This is a genomic window from Ewingella americana (assembly GCF_006438725.1).
In the GTDB taxonomy this organism is placed as follows: domain Bacteria; phylum Pseudomonadota; class Gammaproteobacteria; order Enterobacterales; family Enterobacteriaceae; genus Ewingella; species Ewingella americana_A.
The window spans coordinates 70191-89019 of the sequence record NZ_RCZD01000013.1 but is presented as its reverse complement, the minus strand read 5'-3'; the positions used below and the strand labels follow the sequence as shown (position 1 = coordinate 89019).

Annotated in this window: 15 protein-coding genes and 1 pseudogene; 12 read left to right on the top strand and 4 right to left on the bottom strand. The window is 59.0% G+C overall.

Features of this window, described 5'->3' with window-relative positions; translation table 11 throughout:
- Positions 1-4 precede the first annotated feature (4 nt).
- Genes EAH77_RS20505 through EAH77_RS20475 form a run of 7 tightly spaced genes read left to right on the top strand, consistent with a single transcriptional unit; the run spans position 5 to position 8216 of the window.
- Positions 5-1645 (top strand): TIGR04028 family ABC transporter substrate-binding protein, encoded by a 1641-nt coding sequence (locus tag EAH77_RS20505; RefSeq protein WP_140474654.1) that lies wholly within the window; start codon positions 5-7, stop codon positions 1643-1645.
- A gap of 16 nt (positions 1646-1661) precedes the next feature.
- Positions 1662-2606: an ABC transporter permease gene (locus tag EAH77_RS20500; protein WP_140474653.1), complete on the top strand. Its 945-nt coding sequence runs from the start codon at positions 1662-1664 to the stop codon at positions 2604-2606.
- Positions 2603-3469 (top strand): ABC transporter permease, encoded by an 867-nt coding sequence (locus tag EAH77_RS20495; protein ID WP_140474652.1) that lies wholly within the window; start codon positions 2603-2605, stop codon positions 3467-3469. Before EAH77_RS20500 ends, EAH77_RS20495 begins: the two co-directional genes overlap by 4 nt.
- A complete protein-coding gene (locus tag EAH77_RS20490; RefSeq protein WP_194150524.1) occupies positions 3466-5118 on the top strand; it encodes a dipeptide ABC transporter ATP-binding protein in 1653 nt (550 codons plus the stop codon). Before EAH77_RS20495 ends, EAH77_RS20490 begins: the two co-directional genes overlap by 4 nt.
- 23 nt (positions 5119-5141) lie before the next feature.
- A complete protein-coding gene (locus EAH77_RS20485) occupies positions 5142-6194 on the top strand; it encodes a putative FMN-dependent luciferase-like monooxygenase (protein WP_140474651.1) in 1053 nt (350 codons plus the stop codon).
- Positions 6191-7306: an alkylhydroperoxidase domain protein gene (locus EAH77_RS20480; RefSeq protein WP_140474650.1), complete on the top strand. Its 1116-nt coding sequence runs from the start codon at positions 6191-6193 to the stop codon at positions 7304-7306. Before EAH77_RS20485 ends, EAH77_RS20480 begins: the two co-directional genes overlap by 4 nt.
- Positions 7299-8216, top strand: coding sequence for a VOC family protein (locus EAH77_RS20475; protein WP_140474649.1), 918 nt, complete (start codon positions 7299-7301; stop codon positions 8214-8216). Before EAH77_RS20480 ends, EAH77_RS20475 begins: the two co-directional genes overlap by 8 nt.
- On the opposite strand, the gene lsrG is transcribed toward EAH77_RS20475, so the two are convergent.
- Positions 8213-8506, bottom strand: coding sequence for a (4S)-4-hydroxy-5-phosphonooxypentane-2,3-dione isomerase (gene lsrG / locus EAH77_RS20470; protein WP_140474648.1), 294 nt, complete (start codon positions 8504-8506; stop codon positions 8213-8215). The genes EAH77_RS20475 and lsrG overlap by 4 nt on opposite strands.
- 3 nt (positions 8507-8509) lie before the next feature.
- Positions 8510-9385, bottom strand: a complete 876-nt coding sequence (lsrF, locus tag EAH77_RS20465) for a 3-hydroxy-5-phosphonooxypentane-2,4-dione thiolase (protein WP_140474647.1) — start codon at positions 9383-9385, stop codon at positions 8510-8512.
- A gap of 372 nt (positions 9386-9757) precedes the next feature.
- On the opposite strand from lsrF, the gene lsrK reads away from it, so the two are divergent.
- Positions 9758-11344, top strand: coding sequence for an autoinducer-2 kinase (lsrK, locus tag EAH77_RS20460; protein WP_140474646.1), 1587 nt, complete (start codon positions 9758-9760; stop codon positions 11342-11344).
- Positions 11345-12194: 850 nt separating this feature from the next.
- Here lsrK and EAH77_RS20455 read toward each other — a convergent pair.
- Positions 12195-12671, bottom strand: a pseudogene (locus EAH77_RS20455) (LysR family transcriptional regulator); the annotation flags it as partial.
- Between the two features lie 238 nt (positions 12672-12909).
- Positions 12910-13560 (bottom strand): DUF1028 domain-containing protein, encoded by a 651-nt coding sequence (locus tag EAH77_RS20450; RefSeq protein WP_140474644.1) that lies wholly within the window; start codon positions 13558-13560, stop codon positions 12910-12912.
- Positions 13561-13703: 143 nt separating this feature from the next.
- On the opposite strand from EAH77_RS20450, the gene EAH77_RS20445 reads away from it, so the two are divergent.
- Genes EAH77_RS20445 through EAH77_RS20430 form a run of 4 tightly spaced genes read left to right on the top strand, consistent with a single transcriptional unit; the run spans position 13704 to position 18824 of the window.
- A complete protein-coding gene (locus tag EAH77_RS20445) occupies positions 13704-15278 on the top strand; it encodes an ABC transporter substrate-binding protein (RefSeq protein WP_140474643.1) in 1575 nt (524 codons plus the stop codon).
- A 14-nt stretch (positions 15279-15292) separates the two neighbouring features.
- Positions 15293-16240 (top strand): ABC transporter permease, encoded by a 948-nt coding sequence (locus EAH77_RS20440; RefSeq protein WP_140474642.1) that lies wholly within the window; start codon positions 15293-15295, stop codon positions 16238-16240.
- A complete protein-coding gene (locus EAH77_RS20435; RefSeq protein ID WP_140474641.1) occupies positions 16237-18033 on the top strand; it encodes a dipeptide/oligopeptide/nickel ABC transporter permease/ATP-binding protein in 1797 nt (598 codons plus the stop codon). Before EAH77_RS20440 ends, EAH77_RS20435 begins: the two co-directional genes overlap by 4 nt.
- Positions 18030-18824, top strand: coding sequence for an ATP-binding cassette domain-containing protein (locus tag EAH77_RS20430; protein WP_140474640.1), 795 nt, complete (start codon positions 18030-18032; stop codon positions 18822-18824). The genes EAH77_RS20435 and EAH77_RS20430 overlap by 4 nt, the downstream gene beginning before the upstream one ends.
- Positions 18825-18829 lie beyond the last annotated feature (5 nt).

Below are 18829 nucleotides of genomic sequence, written 5' to 3'. Positions count from 1 at the left end.
GTTAATGCATAACATTCGCCGTTTGAACGCGGTTTCCCGCGCTCTGGCTTTAGGGCTTTTAATTTCTACCACCAGCGCTGCCATGGCGGCCGACGGAACCCCGGTCCAGGGCGGAACCCTGGTCTATTTAGAACAACAGGCACATACCAACTTATATCCACCGGCGGGCGGGTTTTATCCGAACGGCGGCATCCTGAACCAGATCACCGACAAGCTGACCTATCAGAACCCGCAGACACTGGCGATTGAACCCTGGATCGCCGAGTCATGGAGCTTCAACGCCGACAAAACCGAGTACACGTTTAAAATCCGCCCCGGTGTAACCTTCTCTGACGGTACGCCGCTGGATGCCGCTGCCGTGGCGAAAAACTTTGATACCTACGGGCTCGGCAATAAAGAACACAACCTGCCAGTGTCAGAAGTGATCAACAACTATGACCACAGCGAAGTGGTTGATCCACTGACCGTGAAGTTCTTCTTCAAGAAATCCTCGCCTGGCTTCCTGCAAGGCACCGCGACCATTGGTTCCGGTCTGGTTTCACTCAGTACCCTGAACCGCAATTTTGACTCCCTGGGCGACGCCACTCACATCATCGGCTCCGGCCCGTTTGTGGTCAGCAAAGAGACGTTGGGGCGCGAAGTCGATCTGACCGCACGTAAAGATTACAACTGGGGCCCGGCGAAGCTTAAACAACAAGGCCGCGCCAATCTTGATGGCATCAAAGTGATCGTCACCAACGAAGACAGCGTACGTATCGGTGCGCTGCTGGCCGGTCAGGCCGATTTCATCCGTCAGGTTCAGGCCTATGACGAGAAGCAGGCCAAAGACCAGAACTTCCCGATTTATGCCGCGCCAACCAAAGGCGTTAACGACGGTATCGCTTTCCGCCCGGATAACGCGCTGGTGTCGGATCTGAAAGTCCGTCAGGCGCTGCTGCATGCCACCAACTCCAAACAGGTGGTCGATACCCTCTTCTCACCAAACTATCCGCAGGCGACCTCCGTGGTGGCGAAAACCGCCGCCGGTTATGTCGATTTGGCCAACAAGCTGACCTACGACCCGGCGCAGGCCAAAAAGCTGCTGGACGAGGCGGGCTGGAAAGCCGGTACCAACGGCATTCGCCAGAAAGACGGCAAAACGTTGTCGCTGACGGTATATGAGTCCCTGCCACAGCCGCAGAACAAAGAAGTGCTGCAACTGGTGTCACAACAGTGGAGCCAGGTGGGCGTCAAACTCAATATTCTGGCCGGTGATGCAGGCAGCCGCGTGGCCGATAACCTTGACCCGGAAAAAACCGCCGCTTACGTGGTTGAAGTGGGCCGCGCCGATCCTGACGTGATCAAAAGCGCCTTCTACCCGACCAACCGCGACGTTCTGCTGCAAAAAGGCGGCTCCAGCAGCAAAGTGAAAAACTTCCGCGACGACAAACTCAATGATTTGCTGATTGCCGTCTCCGCCGAAGTGGATCCGAAAAAGCGTCTGGCACTGGCCGCTGACGTGCAGAACTACCTGCTGGATCAGGCTTACGTGATTCCGATCTTCGAAGAGCCGCAGGTGTTCGCCGGTGCGCCTTACCTCAAAGGCATCAACTTTGAAGCGGTTGGCCGCCCGAGCTTCTACGGCGCGTGGCTGGAAAAGCATTAATCAGCAGGAGTAAATCATGAGCCGATACTTTAGCGGACGCATCGGGCAGGCAATGTTGGTGCTGTGGGCGGCCTTTACCGTCTCCTTCATCCTGTTGCAGGTGTTGCCCGGCGACGCCATCCTGATCAAATTTCAGAACCCCGATATGGGTCTGAGCCCGGCACAAATCGCGGATATGCGCGCCGCCTATGGCGCAGACATCCCGGTGTGGCAGCAGTATTTCCACACGCTGGGCAATTTCCTGCGCGGGGATTTGGGCTATTCGATTCAGGCAGGGGTGCCGGTGACCGAGTTGCTAAGCAGCAACTTCCCACCGACGCTGCGTCTGGCGGTGCTCGGCTTTGTGCTGGCGACGGTGGTGGCCGTCGCCATCGCTTTCCTCTCCAGCCTGCTGCATTTCGGCTGGCTGAAGTCGCTGTTTCAGTCGTTGCCGTCGCTGTTTATCTCCATCCCGACCTTCTGGCTCGGCATTGCGCTGATCCAGTTTTTTTCCTTCCATCTGCGCTGGATCCCGGTGATTAACCCGGGGGAATGGGTCGGGCTGATTCTGCCGATCGTCACGCTGGCGGTGCCTATTTCTGCCCCGCTGGCGCAGATCCTGATCCGCAGTATTGATCAGGTGCAGACCCAGCCGTTCGTGGCCGTGGCCCGTGCCAAAGGTGCATCGCGCAGCGGTGTGCTGTGGCGGCATGTGGCGCGTAACGCCCTGCTGCCTGCTCTGACCATTGCCGGTCTGCTGTTTGGTGAACTGATTGCCGGGGCGCTGATCACCGAAACGGTGTTTGGCCTCAACGGTCTTGGCCAGCTGACTCAGCAGGCGGTGAATAATCAGGACGTCGCGGTGTTGCAGGCGATTGTGGTGATCTCCGCCGCCGCCTTTGTGGCCATCAACCTGCTGGTTGATCTGGTGTTTCCGTTGCTGGATCCGCGCCTTAAAACCTCTGCGGGAGCCCATGCATGAGCAGCTTACCAATTGATCAACTTCAGGCGGCGCCCGCCGCCAAACCAGCCACGCGAAGCAGGCTGTTCACCCGCCTTCAGCCGGGGTTGATTCTGGCCTGGGCCGTGATGATCGTGGTGATTTTATGGGCCATCGCACCGGGACTGTTCACCGCTTATAGCGGAACCGAAGGGGTGGCGGGCGCACAGCGTCTGGCGCCGCAGGCTGGCCACTGGCTGGGGACTGACCAGCTGGGCCGCGATGTTTACGCGCGCATTGTTTACGGCGCGTCGCATTCACTCTCCGGCGCACTGGTGGCCGTCGCCCTCGGGCTGGTGCTCGGCACGGCGCTCGGGCTGTTCGCCGGCGCGGTCGGCGGTTTTGCCGATACCATCGTCATGCGCATCGTCGACGTGCTGCTGTCCATTCCCGGCCTGCTGCTGTCGCTGTCGGTGATTATTTTGCTCGGCTTCGGCACAGTCCATGCAGCGATTGCCGTCGGGGTGACGTCGATTGCCAACTTCGCCCGCCTCGCCCGTTCCGAAGTGGTGCTGGTGCGGCACAGCGATTATGTCGAAGCGGCTTACGGCAGCGGCGGCACCTTTGCTGCCGTGCTGTGGCGACATATTTTGCCGAACTCACTGACCTCGGTGATCGCCTTTTCCGCTCTGCAATTTGGCAGCGCTATTTTGGCAATTTCCACCCTGAGCTTTCTCGGCTACGGCACCCCACCGCCAACGCCGGAATGGGGCTTACTGATCGCCGAAGGCCGTAACTACATCTCCACCGCCTGGTGGCTGACCACCTTCCCCGGCATCGTCGTGGTATTGGTGGTGTTGTCCGCTAACCGCATCAGCCAGTCATTTCGCCGGAGCCGCCGATGAGCCTGAATATGAGTCTTAACCGCACCGCCACTGGCGAAGCCACGCCGGTACTGGCGCTGGAAGATGTGTCTATTGCCTACAGCAGCGGTACGCAGAGCCAGACCGTGGTGCACAACGTGTCGTTCTCGATTTATCCGGGTGAAGTGGTGGCGCTGGTCGGTGAGTCCGGCTCGGGCAAAACCACCACCGCGCAGGCCATTATTGGTCTGCTGGCGGAAAACGGCCACCTGCAACAGGGCGCCATCCGCCTCAACGGCATTGATATCAGCCAGTGGTCGCAGCGCCGTCTGGATGCCCTGCGCGGTGCGCGCATCAGCCTGATCCCGCAGGACCCAACCAGTTCGCTCAATCCGGTGAAAACTATCGGCGCGCAGGTGGCGGAAATTCTGAACATCCACCGCCGCCTGCCGCGTAAACAGCGCGACGAACGCGTGGTGGAGCTGCTGGCCCGCGTGGGGCTTTCACACCCTGAACTGCGGGCGAAGCAGTATCCGCATGAACTTTCCGGCGGCATGAAACAGCGGGTATTGATCGCCATCGCCATCGCGCTGCAACCGGCGCTGATCATCGCCGACGAACCCACCAGCGCGCTGGACGTCACGGTGCAAAAACGCATTCTGGATTTGATCGACGAACTGCGCCGTGAATTCGGCACCGCCGTACTGTTCGTCACCCATGATCTGGCCGTGGCCGCCGAACGTGCCGACCGCCTGCTGGTGTTTCGTCATGGCAAAGTGCAGGAACAGGGCATCACCGCCGAGGTGCTGAATGCGCCGAAAAGCGACTATACCCGCCAGCTGTTTGCCGATGTTCCCGCCCTTTCGGGCAAACACCGCGCCAGCGTGCGTACGGCGTCGACCGAAAGCGTGCTGCGCGTTGAAAACGTCATCAAAGATTTTGCCCTCGGCGGCAAAGGTAAACCGGCGTTTCGCGCGGTGGATAACGTCTCCTTCAGCATTGCACGCGGCACCACGCACTCATTAGTCGGTGAATCCGGTTCCGGCAAAACCACGCTGGCACGCATTCTGCTCGGCTTCCAGCAGCCGGATTCCGGCCATGTGTTTATCGACGGTCAGGACATCACGCAGCTTAAAGGTGAAGCCCTGCGCCAGCTGCGCCGCAAGATCCAGCTGGTCTATCAGAACCCGTTTGCCTCGCTGGACCCGTCACAAACGCTGTTCAAAGTGATTGAAGAACCGCTGCTGAATTTCGAGCCGCTCAGCACCGGGGAGCGTCGCCAGCGGGTCCATAAGATTGCGGAACGGGTAGCCCTGCCGCTGGAACTGCTTAGCCGCAAACCACGGGAACTGTCCGGCGGTCAGCGTCAGCGCGTGGCGCTGGCCCGCGCCCTGATCCTCGAGCCGCAGGTGCTGGTGCTGGATGAAGCCACCTCGGCGCTCGACGTCACGGTGCAGGCGCAAATCCTCAGCCTGTTGCAGGAATTGCAGGACTCCCTCGGCCTGACTTATCTGTTTATTTCCCACGATCTTGCCACCGTACGGCAGATTTCACACAGCGTCTCGGTGCTCAACCGCGGACAGCAGGTGGATTCCGGCGATGTCGAATCGGTGTTTGCCCGTCCCGGCAGCGATTACACCAAAGAACTGATTAATGCGATCCCAGGCTCCGGCCGTCATCGCGCTGCATAACTGAAAAGATTGAAGGAATAACCATGAGCACTAAACGACTTGGATTCTTTACCCGTTTACTGGATGACACCAGCCCGCAGGAACGCTACCGGCTGGCAACGGAACAGATTATTCACGCAGAACAGCAGGGTTTTGACTCGGCCTGGGTTGCGCAGCACCATTTTCACGCAGCGGAAGGCGGCCTGCCCGCGCCGCTGGTGTTTCTGGCTCAGGTAGCGGCGCACACGCGTTTCATTCGTTTAGGCACCGGCGTTATCACGCTGGCGATGGAAAACGCCCTGCGCGTGGCCGAAGACACCGCCGTGCTGGATTTACTGTCAGGTGGTCGTCTGGAAATCGGTTTAGGCTCCGGCGGCACACCGACCTCATTCCCCCCGTTCGGACTGGAGAGCAGCCAGCGCGGCGCGGTATTTGGTGAGAATTTACGTGTGCTACTTCAGGCCTGGCGCGGTGAAGCGCTGGCCGGTACCGATAACCGTTTGTATCCGGCAGCGCCACAGCTGGCGGGCCGCATCTGGCAGGCAACCTTCTCTGTTGAAGGCGGCGAACGGGCGGGGCTGGCGGGCGATGGCCTGATGCTGTCACGCACCCAGCCGCGCCCGGCCAATGCACCAAACCTGACACTGGCCGAAATTCAGAACCCGATTATTGATGCCTATCTCGCCGCCCTGCCCGCCTGTGTCGAACCGCGCATTATGGGTTCGCGTACCGCTTTTGTGACCGAAGACGGCAACGAAGCGCGCCGTTTGGCGGAAAAAGGGCTGCGCCGTCAGGCAGAAAATCACCGTGCCAGCGGTCAGACCGTACAGGGCGATACCCTCGACGATCACATTCGTGCGTTCGACGTGCATCTGGGTTCGCCGGAGCAGGTCATCGCTTCACTTAAGCAAGACAGCGCGCTGGCGCGGGTCACCGATCTGGCTTTCCAGGTGCACTCCATCGATCCGCCGCACCCGTACATTTTACGCTCCATTGAACTGATCGCCCGCCAGGTAGCCCCTGCGTTGGGCTGGGTACGCCGTACTCCGAAAACCGTGACTTCCCCTCTGCCAGAACTTGCTAAGGAAACCTTATGACTTCTACCACGCATTCCACCGATCTGCTGGACCAGCTGGCCGCTATCGAAGCCGGTTCCGAACTGGCGCAGGCGCGCGAAACCCGCGACGCCGCCACCCGTCATACCCAGGGCAGCTACGAGACAATTTTCAGCGGGGATGACGCCGTGGATTTTACGCTCGCCGAACGCCTCCTGCTCGCCGAAAACGTCGCGCGCTGGCACGGGGATAACGCCCTGGCATCGCATTATGCCGAGCGTTTACAAGGCGTTAACGGCGATGGCAACAGCGACAGATTGCAGGCCGCACTCGATCACGGCGAACGTCTGAGTTTTAAACCCGCCAGCGCCACGGCGGCGCATCTGCGAAACTTGCAACTGGCAGGCTGGAACTTTGACGCCATCGTCACGCTGTCGCAGCTGATCGCGTTTGTCAGCTACCAGACCCGCGTGCTGCGCAGTTATCGCCTGATTGGTGGCCAGCCGGTGGAAAATTCCAGCGACAAATCAATCGGTGCAGCCTTCTGGCGTACCGAGGGGAAAACGCACAGCGGCCGCTCTGCGCCAAAAGTCTTTACGCAGGCAGAGTTGGGCTGGGAGCCGTGGATCGCCGCGAAAAAACTGGCCGAGTTTGATACCGGGCAGCAGGCGACTCTGGCGCGGTTTGGTCATACGGATTCCGACTATTTCCGCCTGCTTGGCCGCAACCTGCCGGTACTTGAACAACGCACGCTGACCGACAAAGGCATTTTCTACACCAGCGGCGGCCTGCCGCGCAAAGAGCGTGAACTGGCCGCCACCGTCGCCAGCAAAATCAACGGCTGCATCTATTGCGCGTCAGTGCATGCGCGCAAAGCCAGCCAGTTGTCAAAGCAAACAGATGATGTGCAGAAGCTTATCGACACCGCACCGGGTGGCATTTTAAGCCAGGGGCAGTCACCGCGCTGGCAGGCCGAAATCGACTTCGCCGCCGCGCTCTCTGCCACACCGCCGACCGCCAGTCCCACGCATATTTCCCGCCTGCGTGAACAGGGTTTAAGTACGCTGGAGATCGTCGATCTGGCGCAGTCCGCTGCCTTCTTCGCCTGGGCTAATCGCCTGATGTTAACGCTGGGAGAACCGTTTGATGACTGAATTTTTTATCAATGAACTGGCAACGCCTGAACACGCCACGGCGGCCGTAGAAACACGCATTACGCCACATCTGGATCACGCGGTGGTCAACGTTGCCGGCCGGCTCAACCACGCCGAGCAGCAGTTCCGCCGCCTCGGTTTTCAGCTCACGCCGCGCGGACACCATTCGCTCGGCTCAAGCAATCACCTGGCGATCTTTGGCGAGAACTATCTCGAGCTACTGGGTTATGAAGCCGCCAACGAACATACCCGCAAAGACCTGTGGCAGGCCCCGCTGGGTTTAACCGGGCTGGTGTGGAAAACGCAAAACGCTGACGCGGTGTTCAGTCATTTGCAGCAGCAGAATATTGCCGGTTCACCCCCGGCGGAGTTTTTCCGCCCGGTACAGCTTAACGACGGCTCCGAGCCGAACGCCCGTTTCCGCACCGTGCCGCTGGCCGCTGACCGCGTCCCCAATGGCCGCAGTTTCTTCTGCCAGCACGTCACGCCGGAACTGGTCTGGCGCACCGAATGGCAGCGCCACCCTAACGGCGTCACCGACATCAGCGGCTTTGTGATCACCGCCAGTGATCCGCAACAGGCCGCGCAGGTGTACGGCGAGCTGTTCGGCAAACCGGCCGTCGTCAGCGACGGTCAGGGTGGCTGGAAAATTCATGCCGGGCGCGCCACCGTGCGTTTCATCACGCCTGACCGCGCCAGCGCCGAATTTGGCAAAGTGCCGGAAGACGAAAACGGCCACGCCCGCATGGTGGCCCTCGAGTTCGCGACCGGGTCACTGGAGCAGGTACGTAATAGTTTGAAAGTGGGGGAGATTTCCTTTACCGACGCGGATGGACGAATCGTCGTGCGGGCCGAGGAGGCGCTCGGCGTCGCACTGACGTTCGGACTGCGGACCGAATACGCTGTTTAAATTGGATATATCCCTTTAAAACTGGTCTTCTTCCTCGGCCCTGTCATCAGCCCCTCCAGTGCCTCAACGCATTGAAGATAATGAGGGGTTTTCTTATGCGCCGCGACCGCGGCGTTATCCACATAGGCTTCGTAGATATAGAATCTGGTCGGTTCCTGCTCGTCCTGCAACACGTCAAATCTGAGGTTTCCCGGCTCTTCAATCGCCCCCAAATGATTGGCGCGGAACACGGTAAGGAACTCGTCTACCTTGTCAGCTTTGACATTAATTTCTACCAGTGTCACTTGCATGAATCACCCCTTTTCGTTAAGAAACAGTTCATAGGCATGGTCAGCGCGGGCGTGGCTATGCACCACCGCCTGCACGGCTTTGAGCATGGCCACGGGGGAATCGGACTGAAAAATGTTGCGGCCCATATCTACGCCAGACGCACCCTGGTCAAGGGCCTGGAAGCACATCTCCAATGCCTCGCGTTCGGGTAATTTTTTACCTCCGGCGATAACAATCGGTACCGGGCATCCTGCCGCCACGCGCTCAAAACCGCTGTCTACATAATAGGTTTTGATGATTTGCGCCCCCATTTCGGCGGCGATCCGCGTCGCCAGCGAGAAATAACGCTGATCGCGCACCATATCTTTGCCGACGCCGGTCACGGCCATGGTTGGCATACCGTAACGCATCCCCTGATCGACCAACTGAATAATATTTTTGATGGACTGATGTTCATACTCACTGCCGACATACACCTGCGCGGCCATCGCGCAGACATTGAGGCGCAACGCGTCTTCGATGGCCACCGCCACCGTTTCATTCGACAGCTCAGCCAGAATCGAATTGCCCCCGGAGGCCCGCAGTACAACGGGTTTATTCACCGCAGGCGGGACGACGCTGCGCAGAATACCACGCGTACACATCAGCACGTCGGCGTGGGAAAACAGCGGCGCGATATTGATATCAATACGTTCCAGGCCGGTGGTCGGTCCCTGAAAATAGCCGTGGTCGAAAGCCAGCATCACCGTGCGCCCGGAGGAGGGATTAAAAATTCGCGCCAGCCGCGACTGCATCCCCCAGTCAAGTGCCCCGCTACCTTTGAGAAAGAACGCGCTGTGAGTTTGCGGCGTGCCGATGCCGAAATTTTTGCCGTCTTTGATGTCGTCTAAATCCGCCATGTCTGTCTCTCCTGAAGTCAGCGTGGGAGTGAGGGGCATTGAAGTGATCAGTTGAAGTCATGCGTGGTATCAGTGCGTGTCATTGAAAGAATAAATAGTGTTGAAATTCAATATTGTTCAAAAGCCTAGTCTGCGCTGGCGGATAAAACCTGAGCGCCGGTCACAGTTTTTTAATTCATACAGCCAGCTTGATGGTTTGAGCGGAATTCATTCAGAATTTGCCATATCCATCACAGTTAACAACATTTTGTTAACGAACAATGATCTACCGTTACGCACGTGCCCGAAGGCATTCTCCGTCGCCGTTTGAGCATGACTGCCCCGCACAGGGTGTGGTGCGCGTCCTGAAAACAGCCTGAAAGAGAGACTGCTATGACTGTTTCGCCTACCTCCTCCCACTCTTATCTGATGGCGCTGGACGCCGGTACCGGCAGCATCCGCGCGGTGATTTTCAATCTCGAAGGCGAGCAGATCGCCGTCGGCCAGGCAGAATGGCTGCATCTGGCGGTGCCGGACGTCCCCGGTTCCATGGAGTTTGATCTGACAAAAAACTGGCCGCTGGCCTGCCAGTGCATTCGTCAGGCGCTGCATAATGCGGGGCTTCCCGCTTCCGCTATTCGCGCCGTGGCCGCCTGCTCGATGCGCGAAGGGATCGTGCTCTATAACAAAGCCGGTGAGCCGATCTGGGCCTGCGCCAATGTCGATGCCCGCGCCAGCCGCGAAGTGTCCGAGCTGAAAGAGATCCATGATTTTGAATTCGAACGCGAGGTGTATACGTGTTCCGGCCAGACGCTGGCGCTGAGCGCCATGCCGCGCCTGCTGTGGTTAGCGCATCATCGCCCGGACATTTACCGCGAGGCGGCAACCGTCACCATGATCAGCGACTGGCTGGCGTATATGCTGAGCGGCGAACTGGCGGTGGATCCGTCCAACGCCGGGACCACCGGTATGCTGGATCTGGCGACCCGTAACTGGCGGCCTGAACTGCTCGACATGGCAGGGCTGCGCGCCGATATGCTCTCACCAGTGGTCGAAACCGGTACCCGTTTAGGCTACGTCACAGCGGCGGCGGCAGACGCCTGCGGTTTGCAACCAGGCACCGTGGTGGGTATGGGCGGCGGCGACGTTCAGCTCGGTTCGCTCGGTCTTGGCGTGGTGCGCGCCGGGCAGACGGCCGTGCTCGGCGGCACCTTCTGGCAACAGGTGGTGAACCTGCCAAAACCGGTCACCGACCCTGAAATGAATATCCGCATTAACCCGCACGTGATCCCCGGTATGGCACAGGCGGAATCCATCAGTTTTTTCACCGGCCTGACCATGCGCTGGTTCCGCGATGCCTTCTGCTCGGAAGAGAAGCTGCTGTCCCAGCGCCTCGGCGTTGATACCTACTCCCTGCTCGAAGACATGGCCGCCCGCGTGCCGGTGGGTTCATGGGGCGTAACACCGATTTTCTCCGACGCCATGCATTTTAAAACCTGGTATCACGCGGCACCGTCATTCATCAATTTGTCGATAGACCCTGAGCGTTGTAATAAACAAACGCTGTTCCGTGCACTGGAAGAGAATGCGGCAATCGTCTCGGCCTGTAATCTGGATTTGATCGCCGAATTCTCCGGCGTGCGCGCCAGGTCGCTGGTGTTCGCCGGTGGTGGTTCGAAAGGGAAGTTATGGTGTCAGATCCTCAGTGATGTGACCGGTGTGCCGGTGAAGGTTCCGGTAGTGAAAGAAGCCACCGCGCTGGGTTGCGCCATCGCCGCCGGTGTCGCAGCTGGCTTATATTCCACCCTCGCCGAAACCGGCGAAGCGCTGGTGCGCTGGGAGCGGGAGTACCAGCCGGATGCGGCGAATCATGAGATTTATCTTTTGCAGAAGAGTAACTGGCAGGCGGTTTACGCCGACCAGCTGGGGCTAGTGGACAGGCAGTTGACGACGTCGATGTGGAAAGCACCCGGGTTATGAGGGAGGCGGCCCTCAAAGCCGCTTTTAACTTCAACTTCAACTTCAACTTCAAATTCAAGGTCGTGGGCGCCGGCCCACACCGGGTTAAGGGCCGTAAACGCGGCCCTTAACAATCCTGCGTTTTTTTAACTGCGCGCTATCGCTGAATCGGGATGGCCGTGTTCCAGTCACCGCGGTTATCGCCGCAAAATCCCGCCGCGTTGCGGTCCCCTCCGTTCGGGTTCGGACCAACTCACGATAAACCCGTTCGTCGTTTCTCACCGCTCCTCCGGCGGCATTTTTGAATGCGGCCCGGACTTTTTAAAAGACAAAAACAGATGAGGTTCTGAATTTGAATTTGAATTTGAATTTGAAAAAGCGTCGGCCGTGTTCAAAATGTCACCGGCAAGTCGGTGGAGAGACAACATCATTACCGTTGGCTCGAACCCGCAGCCGGGAAGCCCGAAGGGCTGACATTTTACGGCTATAACTTCTGCCCCTGAAACACGGCCATTGTGACCAGCGCAGCTGCCGGTGTCTCATGAAAAAGCCCGGGGGTCGAGGGGGCGGCGGCGACTGGCCGCCCCCTCGTCGGTGTGGGCCGACGCCCACGACCTTGAAGTTGAAGTTGAAGTTGAAGTTGAAGTTGAATTTGAATTTGAATTTAAATTTGAAGTTAAATTTGAAGTTAAAAGTTTCCCTCAGCTTTCCAAAGCTGAACTCAACCGACCGCTAAGAGTGGCTCAGCAACCCGGTTGCTCTCCCTCTCTACCAGCGTCAGCAAAATCCTCTGTACTGCCTGGGCGGGTTGCGACAACGTCTGACGGTCGGATACGCTTAATGACAACGGCTGATCAATGGACGAAGCGTTCACAAATGAGAGACCTTTGACCGGCGGGTGATCGTAAAGCACCGCCATGTCCATGCGGCCTTCGATCACCAGGTCGCTCAGGGTCGAGGTGAAATTCTCATTGAGGTACAACAGAATACCCGGATGCTGTTCACGCACGGCCTGGAGCAGTGGCATCGCCAGTTTGGTCGATACGCTGCCGAGTGCCAGACCCACGGATACCTGCCCCGTCAGGGACTGTCCGGCGCAGTTCACTGCGCTGTGGGCCTGTTCGCACTGGCGTAAAATGGTGGTGGCGTGCATGTAGAGAATGTTGCCCGCTTCGGTGGGGGTGACACCGCGCTTGGTGCGGATTAATAACTGCTGTTTCAGCTCCCCTTCCAGCGTCGCCAGTTGCTGACTCAACGCAGGCTGCGCGATATGCAATACCTCCGCAGCCTGCGTCAGGCTACCGATATCCACGATTTTCACGAAGTATTTCAAGCGTCTGAGATTCATCACTGTCTCCATCATGCCCTGAAAAGGGGTTGCCCCTAAGAGTAGTGCCAATCAAATTGGCTATGTGATGACAGCAAGAAATGGGCCAACAGGGGGAATTCAGGATAATTCAAGACTTTTTAAAACGTTACCGAATGATAATAAAAGAGAAAATAAGCGGAATGGGGTAACAGGGCCCAGGCGAGACCGCCGCTGCGCCCCGTTTCGGTGCACCATCATAATGCAATCTTATGGCTGATTAGCGCAGATGCCCTTTCGGTAACGCGGCAAAAAAATTAGCGTGTGACGCCGCGCGGGTCTGTTGCAGAATTTCCGCTAACGTCTCCAGCGGCGCATCCGACCAGTCGGCACGCAGATCAACACTGGCATACTGGCGGTCGCACCAGATTTTCAGCGCGGCTGATTTCAGCCCGCGCCGGTCCCCTCCGGCCTCAGCCCCGGCGTTCATGGCCGCCAGCAGACGGTCAGCCAGCGGCAGTTCACTATGCTGACGATAACTTTCCAGCATGGCATACAGCGTTTGCGCGCCAGTCAGCAAATTCCCGCCCACCACACACTGCTGCCCGGCGATGCTTCCGGCCCAGGCACCACAAGCCACGCCGCTCCACTGCGCGGTATTTCCCCGGTTATCGACGATCAGCACCTGGCGGCTGACCGCTTCGGCATCTTTTGCCAGCAATTTTTTCAGCGTGGCGGCGGCGTCAAATCCCTCCCGCAACAGCGCTAATCCCTGCTCGCCGTACAACGGATTGGTCATCGCTTGCGTGGCAATCGCGCCGGTTTGCGCCTGCCCGTGCACCACCAGCGCACCCACGGCAGGGCCTGCGGTAGCGCTGGCGACACCCAGCGCGCCTGAGTGCGGATCTCGCGCTACGATCGAAAAGGTCATAAACACTCCGTGACAGTCTGGTTAAATTTATGCGCATAAATTATTGCAATTACGTTTATTTATACGCATAAATAATAAACAGGACAACGCCTGATTCTTTTTCTGAGGCGTCCATCACCGGTTTACTTAGCAACGAGGTCGATATGCTGCCAGCTTTGCGAAAATCATTTATCCCGCTCTGTCTTTGTCTTGGCGCGCTGTGGTGGCAGGCCCCGGCGCAGGCTAAAACCCCGGCAGATGCACTGTTGATTGGGCAGGTGGCGGAGCCGCAGTCTTTGGATCCGCAGGTCGCTACGGCCGCCAACGACTCGCGTATTCTGGTGAATGTGTACGACGGGCTGGTGCGTAACGGTGAGGGCAAACTCGATATCGAACCGGCGCTCGCCACCCGCTGGGAGATCAGCCCCGATGGCCTCACCTACCGCTTTCATCTGCGCGAAGGGGTGAAGTTTCAGGACGGCACGCCGTTTAACGCGGAGGCGGTGAAGTTCACCTTCAACCGTATGCTGGATGATAAAAACCCGTGGCATAACACCGGTCCGTTCCCGCTGTCATTCTTCTTCTCATCGATAAAAACCATCGAAACGCCAGATGAAAATACGCTGGTCTTCACCCTGAAAGAGCCTTTCTCGCCGTTTCTCTCTAACCTCGCCACGCCGACCGGCCTAATCGTTTCGCCTGCGGCGGTGAAAAAATATGGCAAAGAGTTTGGCCGCCACCCGGTCGGCACCGGCGCGTTTAAATTTACCGAGTGGAAAGCCAATCAGCGCGTGGTGGTGACCGCCAATGACGATTACTGGGACGGTAAACCGGCGGTGAAAAATGTGGTGTTCAGGCCGATCACCGACGGCAATACGCGGGTGGCGGAAATGCTCTCCGGCGGCATTGACGCCATGGTGGAAGTGCCGCCCGATACGGTCAAATTGTTTGCGGAGAAAAGCAATCGCTTTCGTCTCTACCAGACCACCGGCCCACACGTCTGGTACGTGATGCTCAATACCCAGGTGCCACCGTTCAACGATGTGCGGGTGCGTCAGGCGGTGAATTACGCGGTGAACAAACAGTCGCTGGCCGACAATATTTTGCAGGGCTCCGCCGACGTGGCTGACGGCCCCATCCCCCGCGCTTTTAACTGGGCGGCGAACAAAGACGTCGCGCCTTATCCGTATGATCCGGCCAAAGCCCGCGCACTGCTGAAAGCCGCCGGTGCCGAGGGGGCGACGCTGACGTTTTATGTTACCGAAGGCGGATCCGGGATGCTGGACCCGATCCCGATGGCGACCGCCATTCAGGCGGACCTGAAAGCCGTCGGGCTGAATGTGTCGATCCAAACTTACGAATGGAATACCTATCTGTCGAAGGTCAACGCCGGTCTGGATAATCACACTCACATGGCCGAAATGGCCTGGATGACCAATGACCCGGACACCCTGCCGTTTCTGACGCTGCGCACCGACGCGTGGCCGAAAAAAGGCGGTTTTAACTCTGGCTATTACAGCAATCCGCAGGTCGATACCCTGCTGCAACAAGCGCGCATGACCACCGACACCGCCGCCCGCGCCGCGCTTTACCGGCAGGTGCAGCAGTTAGTCCATGACGATGCGCCGTGGATTTTCGTCGCCAACTGGAAGCAGAACGCCGTGACCTCTACACGCATTCAGCACTTCGCGCTGCAACCGAATTTCAACCTGTTGCTCAACCGGGTGACCAAACAGTAATCGGGGAGATTTCTATGGGGAGTTACGTGCTGAAAAGGCTGCTCTCAACCATTCCGGTGTTTATCGGACTGTCGTTGATCGTCTTTCTGATTATGGCGATGATCCCGGGCAACCCGGCCCAGGCGCTGCTCGGTGCCTGGGCGACACCGGAAAACGTCGCGCGTATTAATCAGGAGCTGGGGCTGAATAAGCCGTTGCACCAGCAATATCTGATCTGGGCGGGCAATATTCTGCACGGTGATTTTGGCCGCTCGTATGTGCTCAACCGCCCGGTGATTGACGAAGTGCTGGAGCGCTTTGGCGCCACGCTGCTGCTCGGCGGCTGCGCGCTGTTGCTCAGCACCGTGCTCGGGCTGCTGGCGGGGATTTTCTCGGCGGTGCGCCAGTTTGGCTGGGGGGATCGCATCATCACGCTGCTGGTGCTGCTGGGGATCTCCATGCCGTCGTTCTGGATTGGCCTGCTGATGATCATGCTGTTTGCGGTTCAGCTGCAATGGTTCCCGGCGTCCGGCATGTACGCGGTGTGGGGCGGCGGCGACTGGCTGGATCTGCTGCACCATCTGACCCTGCCCGCCATCACGCTGGCGATTGTTGCCACCGGCGTGATCGCCCGCCTGACCCGCACCGCGATGCTCGAAGTGCTGCGTCAGGACTTTATCCGCACCGCCCGCGCCAAGGGGCTTTCGGAAAGAAAAGTGATCTATAAGCACGCCTTTCGCATGGCGCTGGTGTCGGTTATTCCGGTGATCGGCATTCAGGCCGGTTTTGTGCTCGGCGGTGCGGTGTATATCGAGACGGTTTTCCAGTGGCCGGGACTTGGCGCGATGATGGTGAAAGCCGTCGCCACCCGTGATCTGCTGCTGGTGCAGGGCGGCGTGCTGGTTGCTGCGGCGGCCTATGTGCTGATCAATCTGTGCGCGGACATTCTGCAGGCGCTTCTCGATCCGAGGTTAAAATCATGAGCCAGATTATTTCCAACCCGACGCCGCGCCACCGCGAGTCATTATGGGCGCTGCTGCTGGCTAACCGGCTGGCGACGCTCGGCCTGACGCTGCTGGTACTGGCGGTAGCCGCCGCCCTCGCCGCCCCGCTGCTGCCGATACCAGACCCCGACGCCACCGATCTGCTCAACCGCCTGCTGCCGCCGTTTTCACCCGGCCACTGGCTGGGTACCGATCCGCTCGGCCGCGATATGCTCGCCCGCCTGCTATGGGGCACCCGCGTGTCGCTGGCGGTGGGGATTTGCGCCACGCTGCTGGCGGCCCTGTTCGGCACGCTGATTGGTCTGGTCGCCGGATACGCCGGGGGCAAAACCGACAGCCTGCTGATGCGGCTGATCGATATGCTGATGGCCTTCCCTTATATTCTGCTGGCGCTGGTGATCGTCGCGGTGCTTGGCCCCGGCCTGCTCAACGCGCTGTACGCCATCGCGGTGGTTAATATTCCGTTCTTCGCCCGTAATATTCGTGGCCTCACCGTCGGGCTGCGTCAGCGTGATTTTATTCAGGCAGCGCGGCTGTCGGGGAAAAATCATCTGCAAATCCTGCTGACCGAAGTGCTGCCCAACGTGATGCCGGTAGTGGTGGTCACCATGTCCACCACCGTCGGCTGGATGATTTTAGAAACGGCCGGGCTGTCGTTCCTCGGGCTGGGCACCCAGCCACCGAATGCCGATCTCGGTTCGATGCTCGGCCAGGGACGCGCCCAGATGTTCAGTGCGCCGCATGTCTCGGTGGTGCCGGGGCTGATGATTTTCCTGCTGGTGATGAGTTTCAACCTGCTCGGCGACGGCATCCGTGACCTGCTGGACCCGCGCCTAAAATCCGGCATTCTGCTGCGTGCCCGTGCAGTCACGGCGGTGAACCGCGCCAGCGTTCCATCTGCTGTGCAGGGCAAAGACGCACTGCTGGAAGTGGTCGGTTTGCAGGTGAATTTTCGCTCGGGGAATCAGTCGGTCGCCGCAGTCAAAGGCATCAGTTTTCACGTGGCCAAAGGTGAATGTCTGGGGCTGATTGGTGAGAGCGGCTCGGGGAAAAGCGTGACGGCGCTGTCGGTGATGGGGCTGGTTTCGTCACCGCCGGGGGAAATCACCGCAGGCGCGATTTACGTCGGCGGCGAAGAGATGCTGTCGCTGTCGCAAAGCCAGCTGCAACAGCGGCGTGGTGCACGGGTAGCCTATATTTTCCAGGATCCACTGACTACCCTGCACCCGCAGTTCAGCATCGGCGCGCAGATTATCGAGGCCATTCAGGCGCATCAGGCGCTCTCTAACCGCGCAGCAAAAGACAAAGCACTGGCGCTGCTGGCGAGTGTCGGGATAGAAGATGCTGCCTCGCGTTTTAATGCGTTTCCGCATCAGCTTTCCGGCGGGCAGCGGCAGCGCGTCGGCATTGCCATGGCGCTGGCCAATGACCCGGAAATCATCATCGCTGATGAACCGACCACTGCGCTGGACGTCACCGTGCAGGCGCGCATTCTCGAACTGCTGCAACAGCTGCGCCGTGAGCGCGGCCTGACGCTGCTGTTCATCACCCATGATTTTGGCGTGATCGCCCAGATTTGTGACCGCGTGGCGGTGATGCGCCATGGCGAAATCGTGGAGACCGGCGAAACGCAGTCGGTGCTGCGCCATCCTCAACACGACTACACCCGCAGGCTGATCGCCAGTGTGCCGAAACTCGGTCAGGGGCGCGGCTTCCTCAAACAGGTCGGCGAACTGTATGCCGCAGCCAAAACACAGCCGGAGGCACGATGAGCAATGTGATTGAAGTCAGTGAGCTGGTGAAAACCTTCCGCAGCACGTCCGGCTGGTTCTCCGGCAAACAACAGCAGGTGGAAGCGGTCAAAGGCGTGTCCTTGACGCTTGCAGAAGGCGAGACGCTGGCGGTGGTCGGCGAAAGCGGCTCTGGCAAAAGTACGCTGGCGCGCATGTTAGTCGGACTCGAGCGCCCCACCTCCGGCACGGTAAAACTGATGGGCGAAGCGATGTCGGCCCACAGTAAGCGCGGCGACAAAGCCTTCGGCCAGATGATCCAGTACGTGTTTCAGGATCCGGTGGCGTCGCTTAATCCACGAAAAACCATCGCCGACACGCTGGACGTGCCGCTGCGTTATCTGTGCGGCTACCCTGCGGCGCGGCGTAAAGCGCGGATGCTGGAACTGATGGAGGCAGTGCAGATGCCCGCCGACGCGCTCAGCGGTTATCCGCATGAATTTTCCGGCGGACAGGCGCAGCGGCTGGCGATTGCCCGCGCACTGGCGGCTGAAGCGCGCATTCTGGTGCTCGACGAGCCGGTCAGCGCGCTGGACGTTTCGGTGCAGGCACAGGTTTTGCTGCTGCTTGATCAGCTAAAACGTGACTTCGGCCTCTCCTACCTGTTCATCAGCCATGATCTGGCCGTGGTGGAGTCAATTGCCGATCGGGTGGCGGTGATGTATCAAGGCGATTTGGTAGAATGCGCGGATAATGACATGCTGTTCAACGCGCCGCAGCACGACTACACGCAACGTCTGCTGGCCAGCGCGCCACAGGTTTTGAGCCGATGAAGGAA